The sequence below is a fragment of the Mariprofundus aestuarium genome, from assembly GCF_002795805.1.
In the GTDB taxonomy this organism is placed as follows: domain Bacteria; phylum Pseudomonadota; class Zetaproteobacteria; order Mariprofundales; family Mariprofundaceae; genus Mariprofundus; species Mariprofundus aestuarium.
The window spans coordinates 1,232,080-1,249,062 of sequence record NZ_CP018799.1 but is presented as its reverse complement, the minus strand read 5'-3'; the positions used below and the strand labels follow the sequence as shown (position 1 = coordinate 1,249,062).

At 48.2% G+C, this 16,983-nt stretch carries 12 protein-coding genes; 2 read left to right on the top strand and 10 right to left on the bottom strand.

Annotated elements, in window-relative coordinates:
- Positions 1–81 precede the first annotated feature (81 nt).
- The 8 genes from Ga0123461_RS06105 to cysC all read right to left on the bottom strand — a co-directional run bounded on the left by Ga0123461_RS06105 (position 82) and on the right by cysC (position 10,378).
- Positions 82–2,034, bottom strand: a complete 1,953-nt coding sequence (locus Ga0123461_RS06105) for an acyltransferase family protein (RefSeq protein ID WP_100277522.1) — start codon at positions 2,032–2,034, stop codon at positions 82–84.
- Between the two features lie 153 nt (positions 2,035–2,187).
- The gene (locus tag Ga0123461_RS06100; protein ID WP_100277521.1) at positions 2,188–3,144 is read right to left on the bottom strand and encodes a Wzz/FepE/Etk N-terminal domain-containing protein; all 957 of its coding nucleotides are present in this window, start codon (positions 3,142–3,144) and stop codon (positions 2,188–2,190) included.
- The gene (locus Ga0123461_RS06095) at positions 3,144–5,960 is read right to left on the bottom strand and encodes an SLBB domain-containing protein (protein WP_100277520.1); all 2,817 of its coding nucleotides are present in this window, start codon (positions 5,958–5,960) and stop codon (positions 3,144–3,146) included. Before Ga0123461_RS06095 ends, Ga0123461_RS06100 begins: the two co-directional genes overlap by 1 nt.
- A 534-nt stretch (positions 5,961–6,494) precedes the next feature.
- A complete protein-coding gene (locus Ga0123461_RS06090; RefSeq protein ID WP_100277519.1) occupies positions 6,495–7,661 on the bottom strand; it encodes a nucleotide sugar dehydrogenase in 1,167 nt (388 codons plus the stop codon).
- 74 nt (positions 7,662–7,735) lie between these two features.
- Positions 7,736–7,960, bottom strand: a complete 225-nt coding sequence (locus tag Ga0123461_RS12345) for a hypothetical protein (protein WP_157819254.1) — start codon at positions 7,958–7,960, stop codon at positions 7,736–7,738.
- A 109-nt stretch (positions 7,961–8,069) separates the two neighbouring features.
- Positions 8,070–8,582 (bottom strand): transcriptional activator RfaH, encoded by a 513-nt coding sequence (locus tag Ga0123461_RS06085; protein ID WP_100277518.1) that lies wholly within the window; start codon positions 8,580–8,582, stop codon positions 8,070–8,072.
- 156 nt (positions 8,583–8,738) lie between these two features.
- Complete coding sequence (locus Ga0123461_RS06080; protein WP_100277517.1) at positions 8,739–9,746, bottom strand: NAD-dependent epimerase; 1,008 nt, start codon at positions 9,744–9,746, stop codon at positions 8,739–8,741.
- Between the two features lie 2 nt (positions 9,747–9,748).
- Positions 9,749–10,378, bottom strand: a complete 630-nt coding sequence (gene cysC, locus Ga0123461_RS06075; protein WP_100278709.1) for an adenylyl-sulfate kinase — start codon at positions 10,376–10,378, stop codon at positions 9,749–9,751.
- A 104-nt stretch (positions 10,379–10,482) separates the two neighbouring features.
- Between cysC and metH the strand changes: the two genes are divergently transcribed.
- Both metH and secB read left to right on the top strand, forming a co-directional pair.
- Positions 10,483–14,139: a methionine synthase gene (metH, locus tag Ga0123461_RS06070; protein ID WP_100277516.1), complete on the top strand. Its 3,657-nt coding sequence runs from the start codon at positions 10,483–10,485 to the stop codon at positions 14,137–14,139.
- A gap of 53 nt (positions 14,140–14,192) precedes the next feature.
- On the top strand, positions 14,193–14,675 hold the full coding sequence (secB, locus tag Ga0123461_RS06065; protein WP_100277515.1) for a protein-export chaperone SecB: 483 nt from the start codon (positions 14,193–14,195) through the stop codon (positions 14,673–14,675).
- 87 nt (positions 14,676–14,762) lie between these two features.
- Here secB and Ga0123461_RS06060 read toward each other — a convergent pair whose 3' ends face one another.
- Together Ga0123461_RS06060 and Ga0123461_RS06055 are read right to left on the bottom strand one after the other, a co-directional pair.
- Entirely contained in the window at positions 14,763–15,191 is a 429-nt protein-coding gene (locus Ga0123461_RS06060; RefSeq protein WP_232710404.1) for an ankyrin repeat domain-containing protein, read from the bottom strand.
- Positions 15,192–15,257: 66 nt separating this feature from the next.
- Positions 15,258–16,850 carry an ABC-F family ATPase gene (locus Ga0123461_RS06055; protein ID WP_100277513.1) on the bottom strand — a complete coding sequence of 531 codons (1,593 nt, stop codon included), beginning with the start codon at positions 16,848–16,850 and terminating at the stop codon, positions 15,258–15,260.
- Between the last annotated feature and the right edge of the window lie 133 nt (positions 16,851–16,983).

Genomic DNA, 16,983 nt, shown 5'->3' with positions numbered 1-16,983 from the left:
CAGCAGCACCTTTGAGAGCAATATTCGAAATAGACCGAGTGGCTTTATCGTGGTTTTTTTGAAAAACAAAACAACCCCATCTCACATTAAACCTTCAAACAATCTGGAGGCGAAATGTGCTCCAAAGATACTCAAATGATTATCATCTCGGTAAAGCAAACCACCCTCTGACTCAACCAAGCATTGCCCTGTAGGACAAAAGAGAGGTGAAACGTCGATCGTCTGAAATTGCATATTCCTATACATACCTAGAGCATCATTCACTGGGCTTTGTCGAGCCTGATATTCTTCAAGAAGAGGAGGAGTATATGGTGGGTTTCGCTCAAACAGTTTAGACCTAAGCAGAATAGATGGAACATCCCAACCTATCGCCGGAACATCTGAAACAAAATATGTTTTAATATTGCGACTTTCCAAAAATGAAAGTGTGTCCTCTAAGCCCTTTTGAAATATTTTTTCGTTATACTTTACTCCATCAGCAGTGAGAACTACAGGGGGCTTTTTCTCGCCTGAAAGTCTAGTGCCGTTAGCATATACTCCCCAGCGAGCAACCAGAAACACCGTGCGGATTTCTGGATTATTCTCGATAAAGTTGACTACAGCAACATTCGAATCAGCACACGCATTTTTAATCGCACCAGACTCAAACAGGTTAACTCCTAATAATGAAGGGCAGCCATTATGGCTTATAAGCCAACCAGCCTTCTTTTCTTTCTTGCCAACTTCGTCTAGTGCGGGGCCAAGGGCCCAAGCATGTGAGTCTCCCCATACAAGATAGGAGGGGGAAATATGGTCAAAATCACCAAGAGCAAATATTTTACCACCATTAGCTTGAATCTTTTTGTCTTCCAAACTGCGAAGCGGATAAGGCTTGTGTACAGTTTCAGCAAGCTTCTCTACTTCTTCTGGCATCCTTTGAGAAAAACCATAAGTGAAATGACCAGCCAATCCCGCAGCAATAAAAACCACCATCAATGCAGCTGAAACTTTGAATAGCCTAGGCGTGGTCAGAAGGCCACTCTTTCCACGAAATGGACGTTCTATGTAGCGCCATGAAAATAGAGCCAATAAAATAGAGATAATTAAAACGGTCAACTGCTCAACAGGAATTAACTCCCTCATCAAGTAGTACTTGGTGAAAACAATTAAAGGCCAGTGCCATAGATAAAGTGAATATGAAATCAGGCCAGTCATCACAAAAGGTCGCCAACCTAATAGTTTTCCTACTATAGACGGATGTCCTCCATTACCTGCATATATGATAAGAGCTGCACCAAGACATGGGTATACTGCATTTACTCCGGGAAAAAGTGACTCTTCTGACAGGACAAAAACAGCATACAGAATCAGAGAGAAACCAAGTAATGAGAGTAAGTGTCGTTGATAATTTGTTTGTGGTGAAGGAATAAAGTTCAGAGCTATCAGTGCCCCAAGTAACAACTCCCACGCTCGAAATATAGGGAGATAAAACGCGCTATCTTGACTGTAATACACGATCGTGATACTGCTAACAAATGAAACCAGCATAATAAGAATGAGTACTGCGCTGAGGTGCTTGGGCAAGAAGCGAATCAGTAATAAAAGTATAACGGGATATCCAATATAGAACTGCTCTTCGACAGATAGCGACCATGTATGCAATAGCGGTTTCATTGCTGCTGAGGCATCAAAGTACCCGGATTGATCCCAGAACAACAGGTTGGCTGAAAAAGCAGTTGCAGCCACTATACTTTGCGATAAAGAGCGGAAATCTCCCGGCACAAAGAGAAATGCACCTGCAATGACAACAACAATAACTACAAAAAACAAAGCTGGGAAAAGCCTACGGATTCGGCGCTCGTAGAACTGTGCAAATGAAAAGTGGCCTTGTTCCATCTCTTGAAAAATAATTGATGTGATAAGAAAACCCGATATCACAAAAAAGATGTCCACCCCTACAAATCCACCGCTAAAAGCTGAGGCCCCCAAGTGAAACAGTACGACCGGGATTATTGCAATAGCCCTAAGCCCGTCGATATCAGATCTATAATGCATTGAACCCAAAAAAACTCCGTAAACCAATTCTATCAAACATATTGGATGTCTAGAAAACAGATGCCGACTAAATAAAGTTAGTCGTTACAGCCCTCCCAACACTATATTGCTGTTTTGATTAATGTCGCTTAAACAATGACCTCAGAAAGGAGATTACTCATTCCGTTGGCGATGTAGACCTTCCCGCACCAAAGTAACTACCACCATTAATAGCCCCACTACAATTGCCACAAGCACAACGATTAATGAACGCTTTGGTTTGATTTTCTCATCCGGTGGGGCTGCTGCGTCCAGAACCTGAAATGCAAAATGTTTTTGCGTATTAGCCAGCATTGCCTTCTTCTGCTCTTGGCCAATGAGTTCAAACAGAGTACGACGCATATCCTCAATATGGGTTCTTTCCAGCTCGTCTTTCAGATATTTCAAGGTTCCCTGGCTTCGTTCTATTGCTTGCTGGCGGAGATGGTTATTCAATCGGACTATCAGCAAATTTGCCCAAGCAGCAGCTAGATTTTCATCTTTCCATTCAACAGATACTTTGACCAACCCTGTGTCTTTATCTGACAAAACAAGTAATAATCCCTTTTCGGTAAATAGTCGATAGGCATCCCAAAGGCTCGGCTGTTTTTCTGGGTCACTCTCTACCCACCTGTTACTATCAGCGTCCCAATCACTTTCGAACAAAATTGGCATCAGCTTTTCATCTTTGAAAAACTTCCAAAGAAATTCACGTGACTTTAATACAGCAAGGTTTTCCTCTACGCTGCCACCGCCTCCCAGAGAAATGCCTGCAAGCGATGCCAGTCCGCCAAAGCTATTTGCCAGCGATGATAGCCCTCCACTCTTACTCTCCTCTGCTTTCACCGGCGCCAGTAATACTTCAGCTCGATAATAGTTGGGCATCAGTAGTGAAATCCCTGCAGCAATTACTGCCGCAGCAAATGCAACTGAGATTATCTGTTTTCTCTTTCCCCATATAACACGCCAGTACTCGAGCAAATCAATTTCATCTTCCTGCGGCATACCATACATGGCGGCCATCATGCGGGGATCATATGGGGGTAATTGCGGCTGATTTTCTGGGTGAGTCTCTTTTTTCTTATCAGACATCAGAGAATACCCACTGTAACCATGGATGCGGTAAAGATACCGATCTGCATCAGCACCTTAGACCAGTCGAGTGTCGTATCGAGCAGGTTAAATACATCTAGCCTTTGAGGAACGATAATCGTATCTCCTGGATAGATTTTGTAATTGCTGCTCCATCCACTTCCTGATTCCACATAGCCGTTCGCCCTGACAATATAGATACTATCTTTGTCAGCCATTTTCGTTGTACCACCTGCCATATCGATAAAGTCATCCCGATCCAGACCCTTGTGGTAAAGTATGGCGTTCTGGTTGTACACCTCGCCCATTACAAGCACCTGATCAGGCCTCTTAGGCACATAAAGGGTGTCTCCATCTGTAAGTTTCAAGGTTGAATCGCCTTTCAGCTTACCATCGCTTCCAAGCTCAACAAGCAATCGTCCAGACGGTTTCATTTCACGCAACGTCGTTAATGCTCTGGAAGCAGCGATTAGACCCTTCTGTTTATCAGCCAATACCTCAGGGTTGTTGATTGAAGTATTTGTGATCTCGGCCTGAGCAATATCCTTTTCCAGTCGATCGATTGAATCATTGAGGTTCTTTTGTTGTTGTGCCCGAATTGACTCTCTTGAAAACACGGCTGCTGGGGCAAAGGCATCTTCTGTAAGGCCTCCGGCACGCTCTATGACCTGCTCAAGCGTTTCACCCTCTTCAACAGTGTAGGTACCAGGAAATCTAAACTCCCCCTTCAAGGTGACCTGCTCAATTGAACGCCAGTTACTGATGGTGCGGACCATCAGTACATCATAAGGCTGAAGTAGCAGATTTGCCTGCTCCTTACCCTGAAGGGCATCGCGAAGGGCAACGGAAATGTGGGATGTTTGTCGTTTTTCTCCGTCAACAACCTCATATCTGGTGATTTCAGCTCTATGCATATAAGCCTGTTCGGTCACGCTTCCTGCAGCAAAGATCAGATCAGAGACGCGCATTTCCGAACCTGCAAATTGGAATTCTCCTGGGTTGTTTACCGCCCCATGAATTCGAACAGTATGTCTCTGTTTGTCTTCCCACACAGAGTGGACAACCACCTTATCCAGATCTTGCAACAGGATGTTTGTATCTGCTTGACCATCAAGAGCGGCAGCAAGCGAAAAGCGGGAGATAGATACCTCTTTGGTCTCAGGGTCTGTACGGTAGAGTTCTGCGTCATCAAAAGAGCTGCTGCGGTTGGTTCCACCCGCTGCCAGGATCAGATCCAGTATGCGCATACTCTTCTTCAGTGCATATGAGCCGGGTGATTTTACACTTCCTGCAATATTAACCTTGGGAGCTTCGCGAAAATGTTCTCGATGAAAAACATAAACCTTATCGCGTGGTTTTAACTGAACGTCCACCCGATCCTTCTTAGCAGAAGCAAACAGAGAACTTAACTTGAAGCGAACGACCTCAGGCTCGCGGTTCCCTGCAGCTTCACGCTCTATGACGCCATATTCCATATAGGTTTCAGGAAGTAGCGTCTCTTGATTCGGCAATAACTTGGCAAGCGTTAACCCCTTGGACCATGCATATTTTCCAGGCCGCTTCACATTGCCAATCAATAGCACAGGGTTCTCTTCATAATCCAGTGCAGAGAAAACTTTGATTACATCGCCATTCTTGATGCGTGTTTTGCCACCCTGGCCTTTAAGATTAATGTTGATAACTGATCGTTCACCAGATGCATTAATGCGCTCAACCAGAGCTTTTTCGCGATAGGCCTTGGGAAGGAAGCCGCCAGCCAGCTTGAGAATATCTCCGACATCGCTTCTCTTACCCACCTCATAAATTGCCGGACGCAGTACTTCACCAGCAATGCCTACTGTGGTTCCAATTGGAGGCACGAAAACGACATCACCGGGCAGCAGGCGAACATCAGCGCTGGTGTCGCCACTGAGCAGGAAACGGTACAGGTCGATTGCGGCAACGACTTCGCCATTCCGTTTTAATTGGATATTTCTAAGGGAACCGATCTTCTTGACTCCTCCGGAAACAAGCAGTGCATGCGACAGTGTCGCAAGTCCACTCACCACATATGAGCCTGGCTGAGATACTTCGCCAAGGGCAAACACGCGAATGGATCGTAATTTACCCATGTTGATGCTGGCAGTAACCCCTATCATCTTTTCACCAATCTGTTGCGCCAGCTGCGCCTTGGCGTCCGCATAACTCATGCCTGCCAGGGTGACAGGGCCCACTTCAGGAAATGCAACAACACCTTCTCGGTCCACAACAAGGGTGAACTGCTCGCTTTTTGCACCAAAAAGCTGTACTTCAAGTTCATCACCTGGGCCTAGTACATACTCAGGCGGAACAGGGATATCAGTGGCTGGTGCAAAGGTGGTTGGTGAACCGGCAAACAGGTCGTAGCCGAACTGTTTGAGATTGCTGGCATCAACGGTAAGGGGCTTTGATTCACTGACAAAATTGGCAAACGCACGTTTGGTTTCGGCAATGTCCGCGCCTGCAGTGCCGGAAACCTTCTCCACTGGCAGGTCAACTTTCGCAGAGCTGGAAACTTCAGCGTCCTGCTGTTTCATGTCGACGGTGTTGTTTCCAACTTGATTTTCAATAGGGCCACTACCAGTGGCTCGCGAGCCCATTACCTGAGGTGAATTAATACCCTGAACTTTCGAAGAGCCTCCAGCCGAAATACCAGCCTGTTTAGCTAAAGCTGAGCGCTCTTCGGGTGACAACTGCTGAAGCTGCTTCATCTGCTCCGGCGTAAGGGTGATTGCACCAGCATGAAGTGGTAGAAGCAGCACCCAAGAAATCATCAACACTTGTAACCAAAAACGCATATTTTCTCCGTAATACTTAAGCGTAAACTCGCGCCAACCATGAGGCGCAAAACAATTTTTGGAATGGTAATAGGTTGTAGCAACAAATAAAACAGCTGTCAGTTACTTACATAGTGATTAACTGTGGCGTTAAAATGCCCACATTCCTGTCTGCTGTAATGTACAGGCACCAGATCGGACACTCTCTCACACCCCAAACCCGACCACGACTGCTTGGTGGGTCACAAGCCAGAAGATCTATAAAAATGGAACTCAATCAGCCGTTTTCCTTTCATTTTCTGAAAGCTGTTTTTATCCAAATGGCACTCTTAAGATGTAAAACGTTCCAATATGGCATAGCCAACTGGCTGATATTAAAGGTCTTTCTAAGTTTCGATAATTGCTTATTATCAAATCTATGCCCTGAGTCCTTTTTTAATAAGAATCAAGCCACCCACATCATTTTGCTTTCCAATTTTGCAACTTTGCCACGCACATTCAGCAAAATCGAGTGAAGGAACTCTAAAGCCTTCAACTTAATAACTCAGAGCAAACCTAATCACTTCCAAACAGGTCGCGTGTGTAGACCTTGCTCTCCACATCCATCAGATCATCGGACATGCGGTTGGCCACTATCAGATCGGAGCGCTGTTTGAACTCCTCCAACCCACTAATCACGCGAGAGTTAAAAAAGCTTTTCTCACCCAGACTGGGTTCATAAATGATGACCTCGACACCCTTGGCCTTGATCCGTTTCATGATGCCCTGAATGCTGGAAGCACGGAAGTTATCAGACCCACTCTTCATAATCAGGCGGTGTATTCCTACAACCTTGGGTTTGCGCCTAAGGATGCTGTCTGCGATAAAATCCTTTCGCGTGGTGTTTGCCTCAACGATGGCGTTAATCAGGTTCTGCGGCACATCCTGGTAGTTGGCCAGCAGCTGCTTGGTATCCTTGGGCAGGCAATAACCGCCGTAACCAAATGAAGGGTTGTTGTAAAAGTCACCAATGCGGGGATCGAGGCAGACTCCCTGAATGATCTGCCTGGAGTCCATGCCGTGCGTAGCTGCATAACTGTCCAATTCATTGAAATAGGCAACCCGCATCGCCAGATAGGTATTGGCGAAAAGCTTGATCGCCTCGGCCTCAGTAGAGTCTGTGAACAGCGTATCAACGTCCTGCTTGATTGCCCCCTGCTCCAGGAGTCTGGCAAATATTTCTGCACGCTCGGAGCGCTCACCTACAACAATGCGTGAGGGATAGAGGTTGTCGTGAAGCGCCCTGCCTTCACGCAGGAATTCGGGCGAAAAAATAAGGTTGTCGCAATTGAACTTGGCTCGGCTCTTGGCGGTATAACCTACTGGAACCGTGGATTTGATAATCATCACTGCATCGCGATTAAAACTCAGGACATCCCGGATTACCGACTCCACGGAGTTGGTGTTAAAGCAGTTGGTCTCGGGATCGTAATCGGTGGGAGTTGCAATGATGACGTAATCGGCATCAGCGTAGGCTTCCTGTTTGTTCAGCGTAGCACGGAAGTTCAGATCCCTGCTCTGAAGGTACTCTTCAATCTCGGCATCCTCAATTGGCGAATGTTTGCGATTAAGCAGCTCAACCTTCTGGCTGTCGATATCAAGCGCCACCACTTCATTATGCTGAGCGAGCAGCATGGCGTTGGAGAGGCCTACATATCCAGTTCCCGCAATAGCAATCTTCATCGTTTTAATTCACACATCCTCGGTTCATAGCAACTTCAGCGATAGTGGTTTACAAGCAAGCACGCTACCGCAATTCAGGTGCATTCGCAGCTGAATTGGGTTTGAATAAAAAAGCGTTCGAATGTATCGAGCGCGCATGTCATGAAGGTGACACGACTCAAAAAACATCCGTCATCAACAGTGCCGACAGGGAAAGCACCAGCCAGCCCCATAAACAAAGACTGCAACGCACTTAATGCATTGCAGTCAATCAAAACAAACAGAGAGAAACCGTTCAAATGATTCTTGCCTGATGGCAACGAAACCTATCCTTCCCCCCGTGGAAATCTACAAGATAAGCTCCCCAAAATTTAGTTGTACAGGTTATAGACCATATAATTGGACTTGCAAGGTAATCCCTAAAATAATTCAACTAGCCGAGGAAAGATTATCGAGGCTGGTTTCCAAACGCATTTTCTTTTGCATCCAGTCTAACAGCACCAGCGCCCTATCCTCGCCCCGCATCTCTATAAACACGCCTTCCAGCCCTTTTAACGAACTATCTTGCAGGCGCACCTTTTCGCCAGATGTAAACGGGGACTCATTACTTTTTCCAACTGTGATATATCCACCCTCATCATGGCTCGATTGAAGCATCTCAATCGCCTTGTCAGGCAATGGCGGATAGAAACTACCGAATGAGACCGGAGCCAGCACACCAACAGTGCTGCGAATCGCGGTCCAGCGCTGCTCATCCCTGCTCAGATGCACGAAGAGGTAACCGGCGAAAAACGGGCGCGGCTGCCAACTCACCTTACGGGCATGGGTGATGCGCGTATTCACCAGAGGCAGGTATACCTTGAACCCCTGATTTTCCAGCTGATCCTTGGCGACGATCTCTTTCTTTGGCTTGGTGCGCACGGCAAACCACTGTTTTGCCACTGATCTCCTCCTCGGGCATCATTGATATAATAGATTACATCAGTGCAACAAACTATTGATATTCTAATAAAATTTAAATAGCAAGACGCTGTGAATCATTCGAGTGATAAAGGTGCTCTGAGGTCTCGATAGGGGGTCGCCTTAACGCCCGCGTTGTTAGTTATAATACTCCAGATACCAATCAACAAAGTTTTTTACCCCTTGCTCAATAGAGGTGTCGGGCTTGAAACCCACATCGTGCATCAATGCATCAACATTTGCAGCTGTCGCGGGAACGTCACCTGGCTGCATGGGCAGGAAATTTTTCTTTGCTTCTATGCCAAGCGCATTTTCAATGGCCCCGATAAAATCCATCAATGCAACAGGTGTAGAGTTACCTATATTATAAACACGCCATGGAGCCCTGCTCGTTGCCGAATCTGGCTTCATTCCGTCCCAATCGGGGTTGGCTTCAGCAACATGGTCCAGAGTACGTACAACACCTTCAACAATATCATCAATATATGTGAAATCCCTCTTCATCTTCCCATGGTTGAACACATTGATCGGTTTGCCTTCCAGTATCGCCCTGGTGAACAGGATCGGGGCCATATCAGGCCTGCCCCATGGGCCATAGACAGTAAAGAAACGCAGCCCGGTGGTAGGAATCCTGTAGAGGTGTGAATAGGTGTGTGCCATCAGCTCGTTCGCTTTTTTGCTGGCGGCATATAGGGAGAGTGGATGATCGACATTGTCATGCACCGAGAACGGCATCGTTTCGTTGGCGCCATAGACTGATGATGATGACGCATAAACCAGATGTTTTATCTGGTTGTGGCGGCAGCCTTCGAGAACATTGGTGAAGCCGACGATATTACTGTCGATATAGGCATGTGGATTCTCAAGCGAATAACGAACACCAGCCTGCGCAGCAAGGTTCACCACCTTGTCGAACTTCTCTTCCGCAAACAGAGCTTCCATGCCTTCACGATCGGAGATATCCATCTTCACTAAACGGAAATTTACGTGATTAGAAAAACGCGCCAGCCGTGCATCTTTCAGACTGACCTCATAATAGTCATTGAGGTTATCCAGTCCGACCACCTTGTCGCCTCTCTCAAGCAGGCGAATAGCTAAATGCGACCCGATGAACCCGGCAGCACCTGTAACAAGAATTTTGGCCACGTTTACTTCGTGCTCATTGAGATGATTTTTCTACTCACCAGTTCGGCGACCACCTGATCGACACAGACTTCCAAGTCAAGGCTTCCGGTATCAGCAATGATTTCAGGATGCTCCGGCTCCTCATAAGGCGATGAGATGCCGGTAAATGCAGGAATCTCCCCTGCCCTAGCTTTGGCATAGAGTCCCTTTACATCGCGCGACTCACAAACCTCCAGCGATGTTCGGCAGTAGACCTCAATAAAGTCACCCTCAGCAAGCAGAGCTCGCACTTTTTCACGATCGGAGCGGAATGGAGAGATGAATGCAGTCAGGGTAAGTGTACCCGACTCAACGAACAGCTTGGCAACCTCACCAACACGACGGATGTTTTCTACCCGATCAACATCGGAGAAGCTGAGGTCGCCACAGAGGCCGTGGCGGACATTGTCACCATCAATGACAAAGGTTTTCGCACCCATCTCATGCAACCGCTCTTCTACTGCATGGGCCAGTGTTGATTTCCCGGCTCCGGAAAGACCGGTAAACCATAACACGGCGCTGCGATGACCATTGGCCTGCTCACGTTTTTGCCGGGTGATTTCCGCCTGATGCCAGACGACGTTACTGCTTTTGGATGTTGGTTGAGAGCTCATGGGCACAAACCTACCAACGGATTTGAAAATCGAAACAACGAAAACACAAAACATCTGTTTTTCAACATTTATCCAAACTCTTCTTACTGATAGCGTGCGCCCCCATGAATAGAGCCCTCCTTTTAAAAAAGCAGATGGAAAAACAGATTCTGATTCTGGACGGTGCCATGGGCACCATGATCCAGTCCTACGGACTACAGGAAGCCGACTATCGCGGCGAGCGTTTTGCCGACTGGCCAAGCGAACTTAAAGGCAATAACGACCTGCTCTCACTCACCCAGCCGCATATCATCAGGGAAATTCACACCAAGTATCTGGAAGCAGGCTCTGACATCCTGGAAACCAACACATTCAATGCTAACTCCGCATCGATGGCCGATTATGGCATGGAGTCACTGGTTTATGAGCTGAATGTTGCCGGCGCTAAGGTTGCGCGCGAAGCTTGTGATGCTATTGCCACTGAAGACAAACCCCGTTTTGTCGCAGGTGTCTTAGGCCCCACTTCCCGCACCTGCTCAATCTCTCCTGATGTAAACGATCCGGGCTACCGCAACGTCACCTTTGACGAACTGGTTGAGACCTATACCGATGCAACGCGAGGCCTGATCGATGGCGGCGCTGACATCCTGCTGATCGAAACAGTGTTCGACACGCTCAACGCCAAAGCTGCTGTATTTGCCGTGAAGAAGTATTTCGAGGACGCAAATATTGAGTTGCCGATCATGATCTCCGGCACCATTACCGACGCCTCCGGTCGCACCCTTTCCGGCCAAACTGCCACCGCATTCTACAACTCACTGGCGCACGCCAAACCTATCTCCATCGGACTTAATTGTGCCTTAGGTGCCGGTGAGTTACGTCAATACGTTGAAGAACTTTCCAACACAGTTTCTTGCGGCATCAACGCCCACCCCAATGCCGGACTTCCCAATGCCATGGGCGGTTATGATGAAACGCCGGAAGAGATGGCGGCCGAAATCAAAGAGTGGGCTGAATCGGGATTCCTCAACGTTATCGGTGGCTGTTGCGGCACCGGCCCTGAGCATATCCGCGCTATGGCCAATGCTGTGGCAGGTATTGCACCACGCCCTGCCCCACAGCGTGAAATCTTCTGCCGACTCTCCGGCCTTGAGCCACTGCATATCGATAAGAATTCGCTCTTTGTGAATGTCGGTGAACGCGCCAATGTCACAGGCTCAGCCATGTTCAAGCGTCTGATTCTTGAAGGCGATTATAACAAAGCACTGGATGTCTGCCGCGACCAAGTGGAAAACGGCGCCCAGATCATCGATATCAACATGGATGAGGCAATGCTGGACGGCAAACAGGCGATGGTCACCTTCCTTAACCTGATCGCCTCCGAACCGGATATCTCACGCGTTCCGGTGATGATTGATTCCTCCAAATGGGAGATTATCGAAGCGGGCCTGAAGTGCGTTCAGGGCAAGGGCATCGTCAATTCCATCTCGATGAAAGAGGGTAAAGAAGCGTTCGTCCACCATGCCAAACTGCTAGCCAAATATGGTGCAGCCGTTGTGGTGATGGCCTTTGATGAAGATGGCCAGGCCGACACATTCGAGCGCAAGATTGAGATCTGCGAAAACTCCTACCGTATCCTGGTGGACGAATGTGGATTCCCGCCTGAAGATATTATCTTCGATCCGAACATCTTTGCCATTGCCACCGGTATTGAAGAGCACAACAACTACGCGGTTGATTTCATTGAAGCGACAGGCTGGATCAAGAAGAACCTGCCACATGCGATGATCTCCGGCGGTGTATCCAACGTCTCCTTCTCCTTCCGTGGAAATAACCCGGTTCGTGAAGCGATCCATTCGGTATTCCTCTACCACGCTATCAAACAGGGCATGGATATGGGCATCGTGAATGCCGGCATGCTTGAAGTATATGAAGAGCTACCGAAGGAGCTGCGTGATGCTGTGGAGGATGTGGTACTCAACCGCAACCCGGATGCCACCGACCACCTGCTCTCGATTGCCGACAACTATCGTGGTGATGGCACGATTGCAAAAAAAGCCGATGAAGAGTGGCGCAAGCTACCTGTCGCCAAGCGCCTTGAGCATGCGCTGGTTAAGGGTATTGATGCCCATGTCGATGAAGATACCGAAGAGGCTCGCCTGCTGTTTGATCGCCCCATCGAGGTGATTGAAGGACCGCTGATGGATGGCATGAACGTCGTTGGAGACCTGTTTGGCGAAGGCAAGATGTTCCTGCCGCAGGTGGTCAAATCAGCCCGTGTGATGAAAAAGGCCGTGGCCTGGCTGATGCCCTATATCGAAGCGGAAAAAGCGGATGGCGTCTCCTCCTCTAACGGCAAGGTGCTGATGGCAACCGTAAAAGGCGATGTTCATGATATCGGCAAAAATATTGTTGGTGTGGTACTGCAGTGCAATAACTTCGAGGTGATCGACCTTGGAGTGATGGTGCCTGCCGCCAAAATCCTTGAAGAGGCTAAGAAACATGATGTGGATATCATCGGGCTTTCCGGCCTGATCACCCCGTCACTTGATGAGATGGTGCATCTTGCCAAGGAGATGAAGCGCCTTGGTTTCACCAAGCCTGTAATGCTCGGAGGCGCAACCACTTCCAAGGCTCATACAGCCGTAAAGATCATGCCGGAGTATGATGAGCCGGTGATCTGGGTGAAAGACGCCTCACGCGCCGTAGGTGTGGCTCAGAACCTGATTTCTGATGCCTATCGCGCTGAGTTTGTGCGTAAAACCCGCGAAGAGTACGAGGCGGTTCGTGAGCGCTACCTGGGCCGCCAGAGCCAGACCGACTGGCTCAAGCTTGCCGATGCCCGCGCCAATCCAACAGTACTGAACGCAGAGACCATCGCAGCAGCTCCGGTCAGGATTGGTGTACAGGTTCTGGAGAACATCTCCATTGCCGATATTCGCAACTATATCGACTGGACACCGTTCTTCTCAGCCTGGGAGCTTAACGGTGCCTACCCGCGTATTCTCAATGACCCGCACAAAGGCAAAGAAGCCAAGAAGCTCTTTGATGAGGCACAGGTGTGGCTTGATAAAATCATTGCTGAAAACTGGTTCACAGCCAAGGCTGTCTTTGGACTCTTCCCTGCCACATCCACCGATGACGACAGCGTTATAGTCTACAGCGATGAGTCTCGGTCCAAAGAGGTCACCCGCTTCCACTTCGTGCGCCAGCAACTGGACAAGAAGGATTCGCGCTCAAACCTATGCCTCTCTGACTTCGTAGCCACAGAGAACGACCATATCGGCGGCTTTGCCGTAGGCATCTTCGGCGCTGAAGAGCAGGCCAAGGCTTACGAAGCCAAACATGACGATTACGCCGCCATTATGATCAAGGTGCTGGCCGATCGACTGGCTGAGGCACTGGCTGAGATGCTGCATAAAGATGTACGGACCAAATACTGGGCCTATGCCAGCGATGAATCGCTCAGCACCGAAGAGATTATTCGCGAGAAGTATCAGGGCATCCGCCCTGCTGCCGGTTACCCTGCATGCCCGGAACATACCGAGAAAGGCACACTGTGGCAGCTTCTCGATGTTGAAAACAACATCGGCATGAGGCTGACAGAGTCCTATGCCATGCTGCCAACAGCTGCAGTCTCAGGCCTCTACTTTGCCAACCCCGAAGCGCACTACTTTACCGTAGGCAAAATCAATAAAGACCAGGTAGAGGATTACGCCAGGCGTAAAGGTTTGAATTTGGAAGAAGCCGAAAAGTGGCTGGCACCAAATTTAGGGTACTAATCAGCGTCACAGATAAACAGAACAACATTAAAATAGAAAGATGAGGAGCTTTTATGTCAGACCTTGAAAATTCAGCCACTGAAAAAAACATGCCAGCATTCAGCGTACAAAAAATATACGTGAAGGATATCTCATTTGAGAATCCAAATGCGCCGGGAGTGTTTGCCGCACCTACCGATCAGCCAAAGATCGAGATGAACCTGAGTACTCTAAACAGGCAGGTCAATGCTGATCATTGGGAAGTATCCATAAAAATCTCATCTGTAGCACGCGATAGTGAAAGCGATAAGGTGCTTTTTGAGGTTGAAGTGGAACATGCTGGACTATTTTATTTGAAGAATATTCCTGAAGAGCATATGGCTACACTTATTGGTGTTGATTGCCCTACTATCATCTTCCCATATACCCGCCAGTTAATCAGCCAGTTGACGGTAGATGGCGGTTTCATGCCGCTCCTGCTTGAGCCTGTAAATTTTGCGGCAGCGTTTCAAAATAGCCAGCAACAGCAGGCCGAAGAACAGCCAGTAATCAACTAAAGACTCAGAGAGAAAACAATAAAGGGCGAGGTAAATACCTCGCCCTTTATTGTTTCAGGCGTTAAATAAATACGGGCTTACCCTTACTTACTTATATAACATCAGATGGGCGCCATGTTTAATGTACAGCTCGGTAAGCTCGCGTGTCATCGAGCCGTAAAAAGCAAAATAATAAGGATAATCCCAGTCAGAATCCTTCAGATTGGGATCGGCTCCTGCTTCTAGTAGAATACGGATGGCATCAATATTTTTTTCAGTCAGGTGCAGCGGGGTTGAGAGCTTTTCATTGGCTGCATTCAAATCCGCACCATTCTCAATGAGAAAATGCATCACAGTGAGATGGGCATGTTTTGCCGCATAATGCAAAGCAGTGGATTTTGTTGCATCGGTTGCGTTGACATCAAACCCAAGCTTCAACAGCTCTCTTAAAGCTTTTTCATCACCACGAGCAGCGGCATTAAACCACGCTTTTTCATGTGCCATCTCTTCATCCGTAAGCGGTTTATTACTATCCATCCTTGAATTATTGAGCCATCTGGCATCGGAATCAAGGTTTGAAGAGCCTGAGGTATCACTGCCAGGTTAAGCGACGCCCTGAGACTTCAGGTACTCTTCATACGTGCCGTGGTAATCCACGATACCTTCCGGCGTAAGCTCAATAATGCGTGTGGCTACTGAGGAGATCAGTTCGCGATCATGGCTGACAAAGATCAGGGTGCCCGGATAGTTTTCCAGAGCCGTATTCAGCGACTCAATGAACTCCATATCCATATGGTTGGTAGGCTCATCAAGCAGCATCACATTGGGATTGAGGAACATGAACTTACCAAAGAGCATGCGCCCCTTCTCACCACCGGAGAGCGCTTTGACAGACTTCTTGATCTCGTTCTGGGAGAAGAGCATGCGTCCTAAATTACCGCGAACCTCCTGCTCTCCGTGCTCCTTGATTTTCCACTGCGCCATCCAGTCAAAAACACTTATATCCTCAGCGAAATCTGCTGAATGATCCTGTGCATAATAACCGATCTTCACATTCTCCGACCATTTGATCTCGCCGGAGGTTGGCTCAAGATCACCTGCCAGACACCGCAGCAGTGTGGTTTTACCAATTCCGTTGGGGCCAATGACGGCAACACGTTCACCCACAGGCACGGTCAAATCGAAGTTTTCAAACAACAGGCTTTCATCAAAACCCTTACTCAGCTTTTTAAGATTAAGCGCGATGCGGAAGAGCTTTTTATCCTGCGTAAAGCGCATGAATGGGCTCACACGGCTTGATGGCTTTACTTCATCAAGCTTGATTTTATCAAGTTTTTTGGCGCGCGATTGTGCCTGGGTGGCTTTGGATGCATTGGCAGAGAAGCGACGCACGAAGGCCTGAAGCTCCTGAATCTCCTCTGCCTTCTTGGCGTTCTTAGTGAGCAACTGCTCCTGAACCAGAGCTGCTGCTTCCATGTAATCATCATAGTTACCCGGATAAACACGCAACTCGCCATAATCTAGGTCGGCCATATGGGTGCAGACACTGTTGAGGAAGTGGCGGTCATGGGAGATGATGATCATGGTTCCTTTCTGTGCATTGATCACGCTTTCAAGCCAGCGGATTGCATTGAGATCCAGGTTGTTGGTCGGCTCATCCAGAAGAATGATCTCCGGCTCGCCAAACAGTGCCTGTGCCAGCAGCACACGCAGCTTCAAACCCGGGGCAATGGATTTCATCAGGTCATAATGATCCTCTACCGGAATGCCCATACTGATCAGCAGTTCGCCCGCATTGGGCTCTGCGCTGTAACCATCCAGATCGGCAAATTCGCTTTCCAGATCACCGGCACGCATACCATCCTCTTCACTCAGTTCATCCTGAGAATAGAGGAAATCACGCTCCTGTTTGATCTTCCACAGCTCTTCATGACCCATCATCACGGTGTCTAGTACTGTAAACTCTTCAAAGGCGAAGTGATCCTGACGCAGCTTGCCCAGCCGCTCATGCTTATCCAGAATAACATTGCCAGCCGTTGGAACCAGGTCTCCACCAAGGATTTTCATTAGTGTGGACTTACCGCAACCATTGGCGCCGATCAGGCCATAGCGATTGCCATCTCCAAATTTGGTTGAGATGTTTTCAAAAAGGGGTTTGTCCCCAAACTGCATTGTAATACCGGATGTAGAAATCAAAACATTGTTCCATTGAAAAGGGATTAACCCTTCAAACCGATGCCAGAAGGGTCGCGCAGCCTAGTGCTGACCATGATATATACAAGCACGGGCACTATTTTGCCATGTTGATGGCCAGATGATTTTGCAGCGA

Excerpts from the sequence above, each read along its gene's own strand:
- metH (WP_100277516.1), top strand. The coding sequence starts at position 10,483 with ATGAATAGAGCCCTCCTTTTAAAAAAGCAGATGGAAAAACAGATTCTG.
- cysC (WP_100278709.1), bottom strand. The coding sequence starts at position 10,378 with ATGAGCTCTCAACCAACATCCAAAAGCAGTAACGTCGTCTGGCATCAG.
- Ga0123461_RS06100 (WP_100277521.1), bottom strand. The coding sequence starts at position 3,144 with ATGTCTGATAAGAAAAAAGAGACTCACCCAGAAAATCAGCCGCAATTA.
- Ga0123461_RS06060 (WP_232710404.1), bottom strand. The coding sequence starts at position 15,191 with ATGGATAGTAATAAACCGCTTACGGATGAAGAGATGGCACATGAAAAA.
- Ga0123461_RS06090 (WP_100277519.1), bottom strand. The coding sequence starts at position 7,661 with ATGAAGATTGCTATTGCGGGAACTGGATATGTAGGCCTCTCCAACGCC.
- secB (WP_100277515.1), top strand. The coding sequence starts at position 14,193 with ATGTCAGACCTTGAAAATTCAGCCACTGAAAAAAACATGCCAGCATTC.
- Ga0123461_RS06105 (WP_100277522.1), bottom strand. The coding sequence starts at position 2,034 with ATGCATTATAGATCTGATATCGACGGGCTTAGGGCTATTGCAATAATC.
- Ga0123461_RS06095 (WP_100277520.1), bottom strand. The coding sequence starts at position 5,960 with ATGCGTTTTTGGTTACAAGTGTTGATGATTTCTTGGGTGCTGCTTCTA.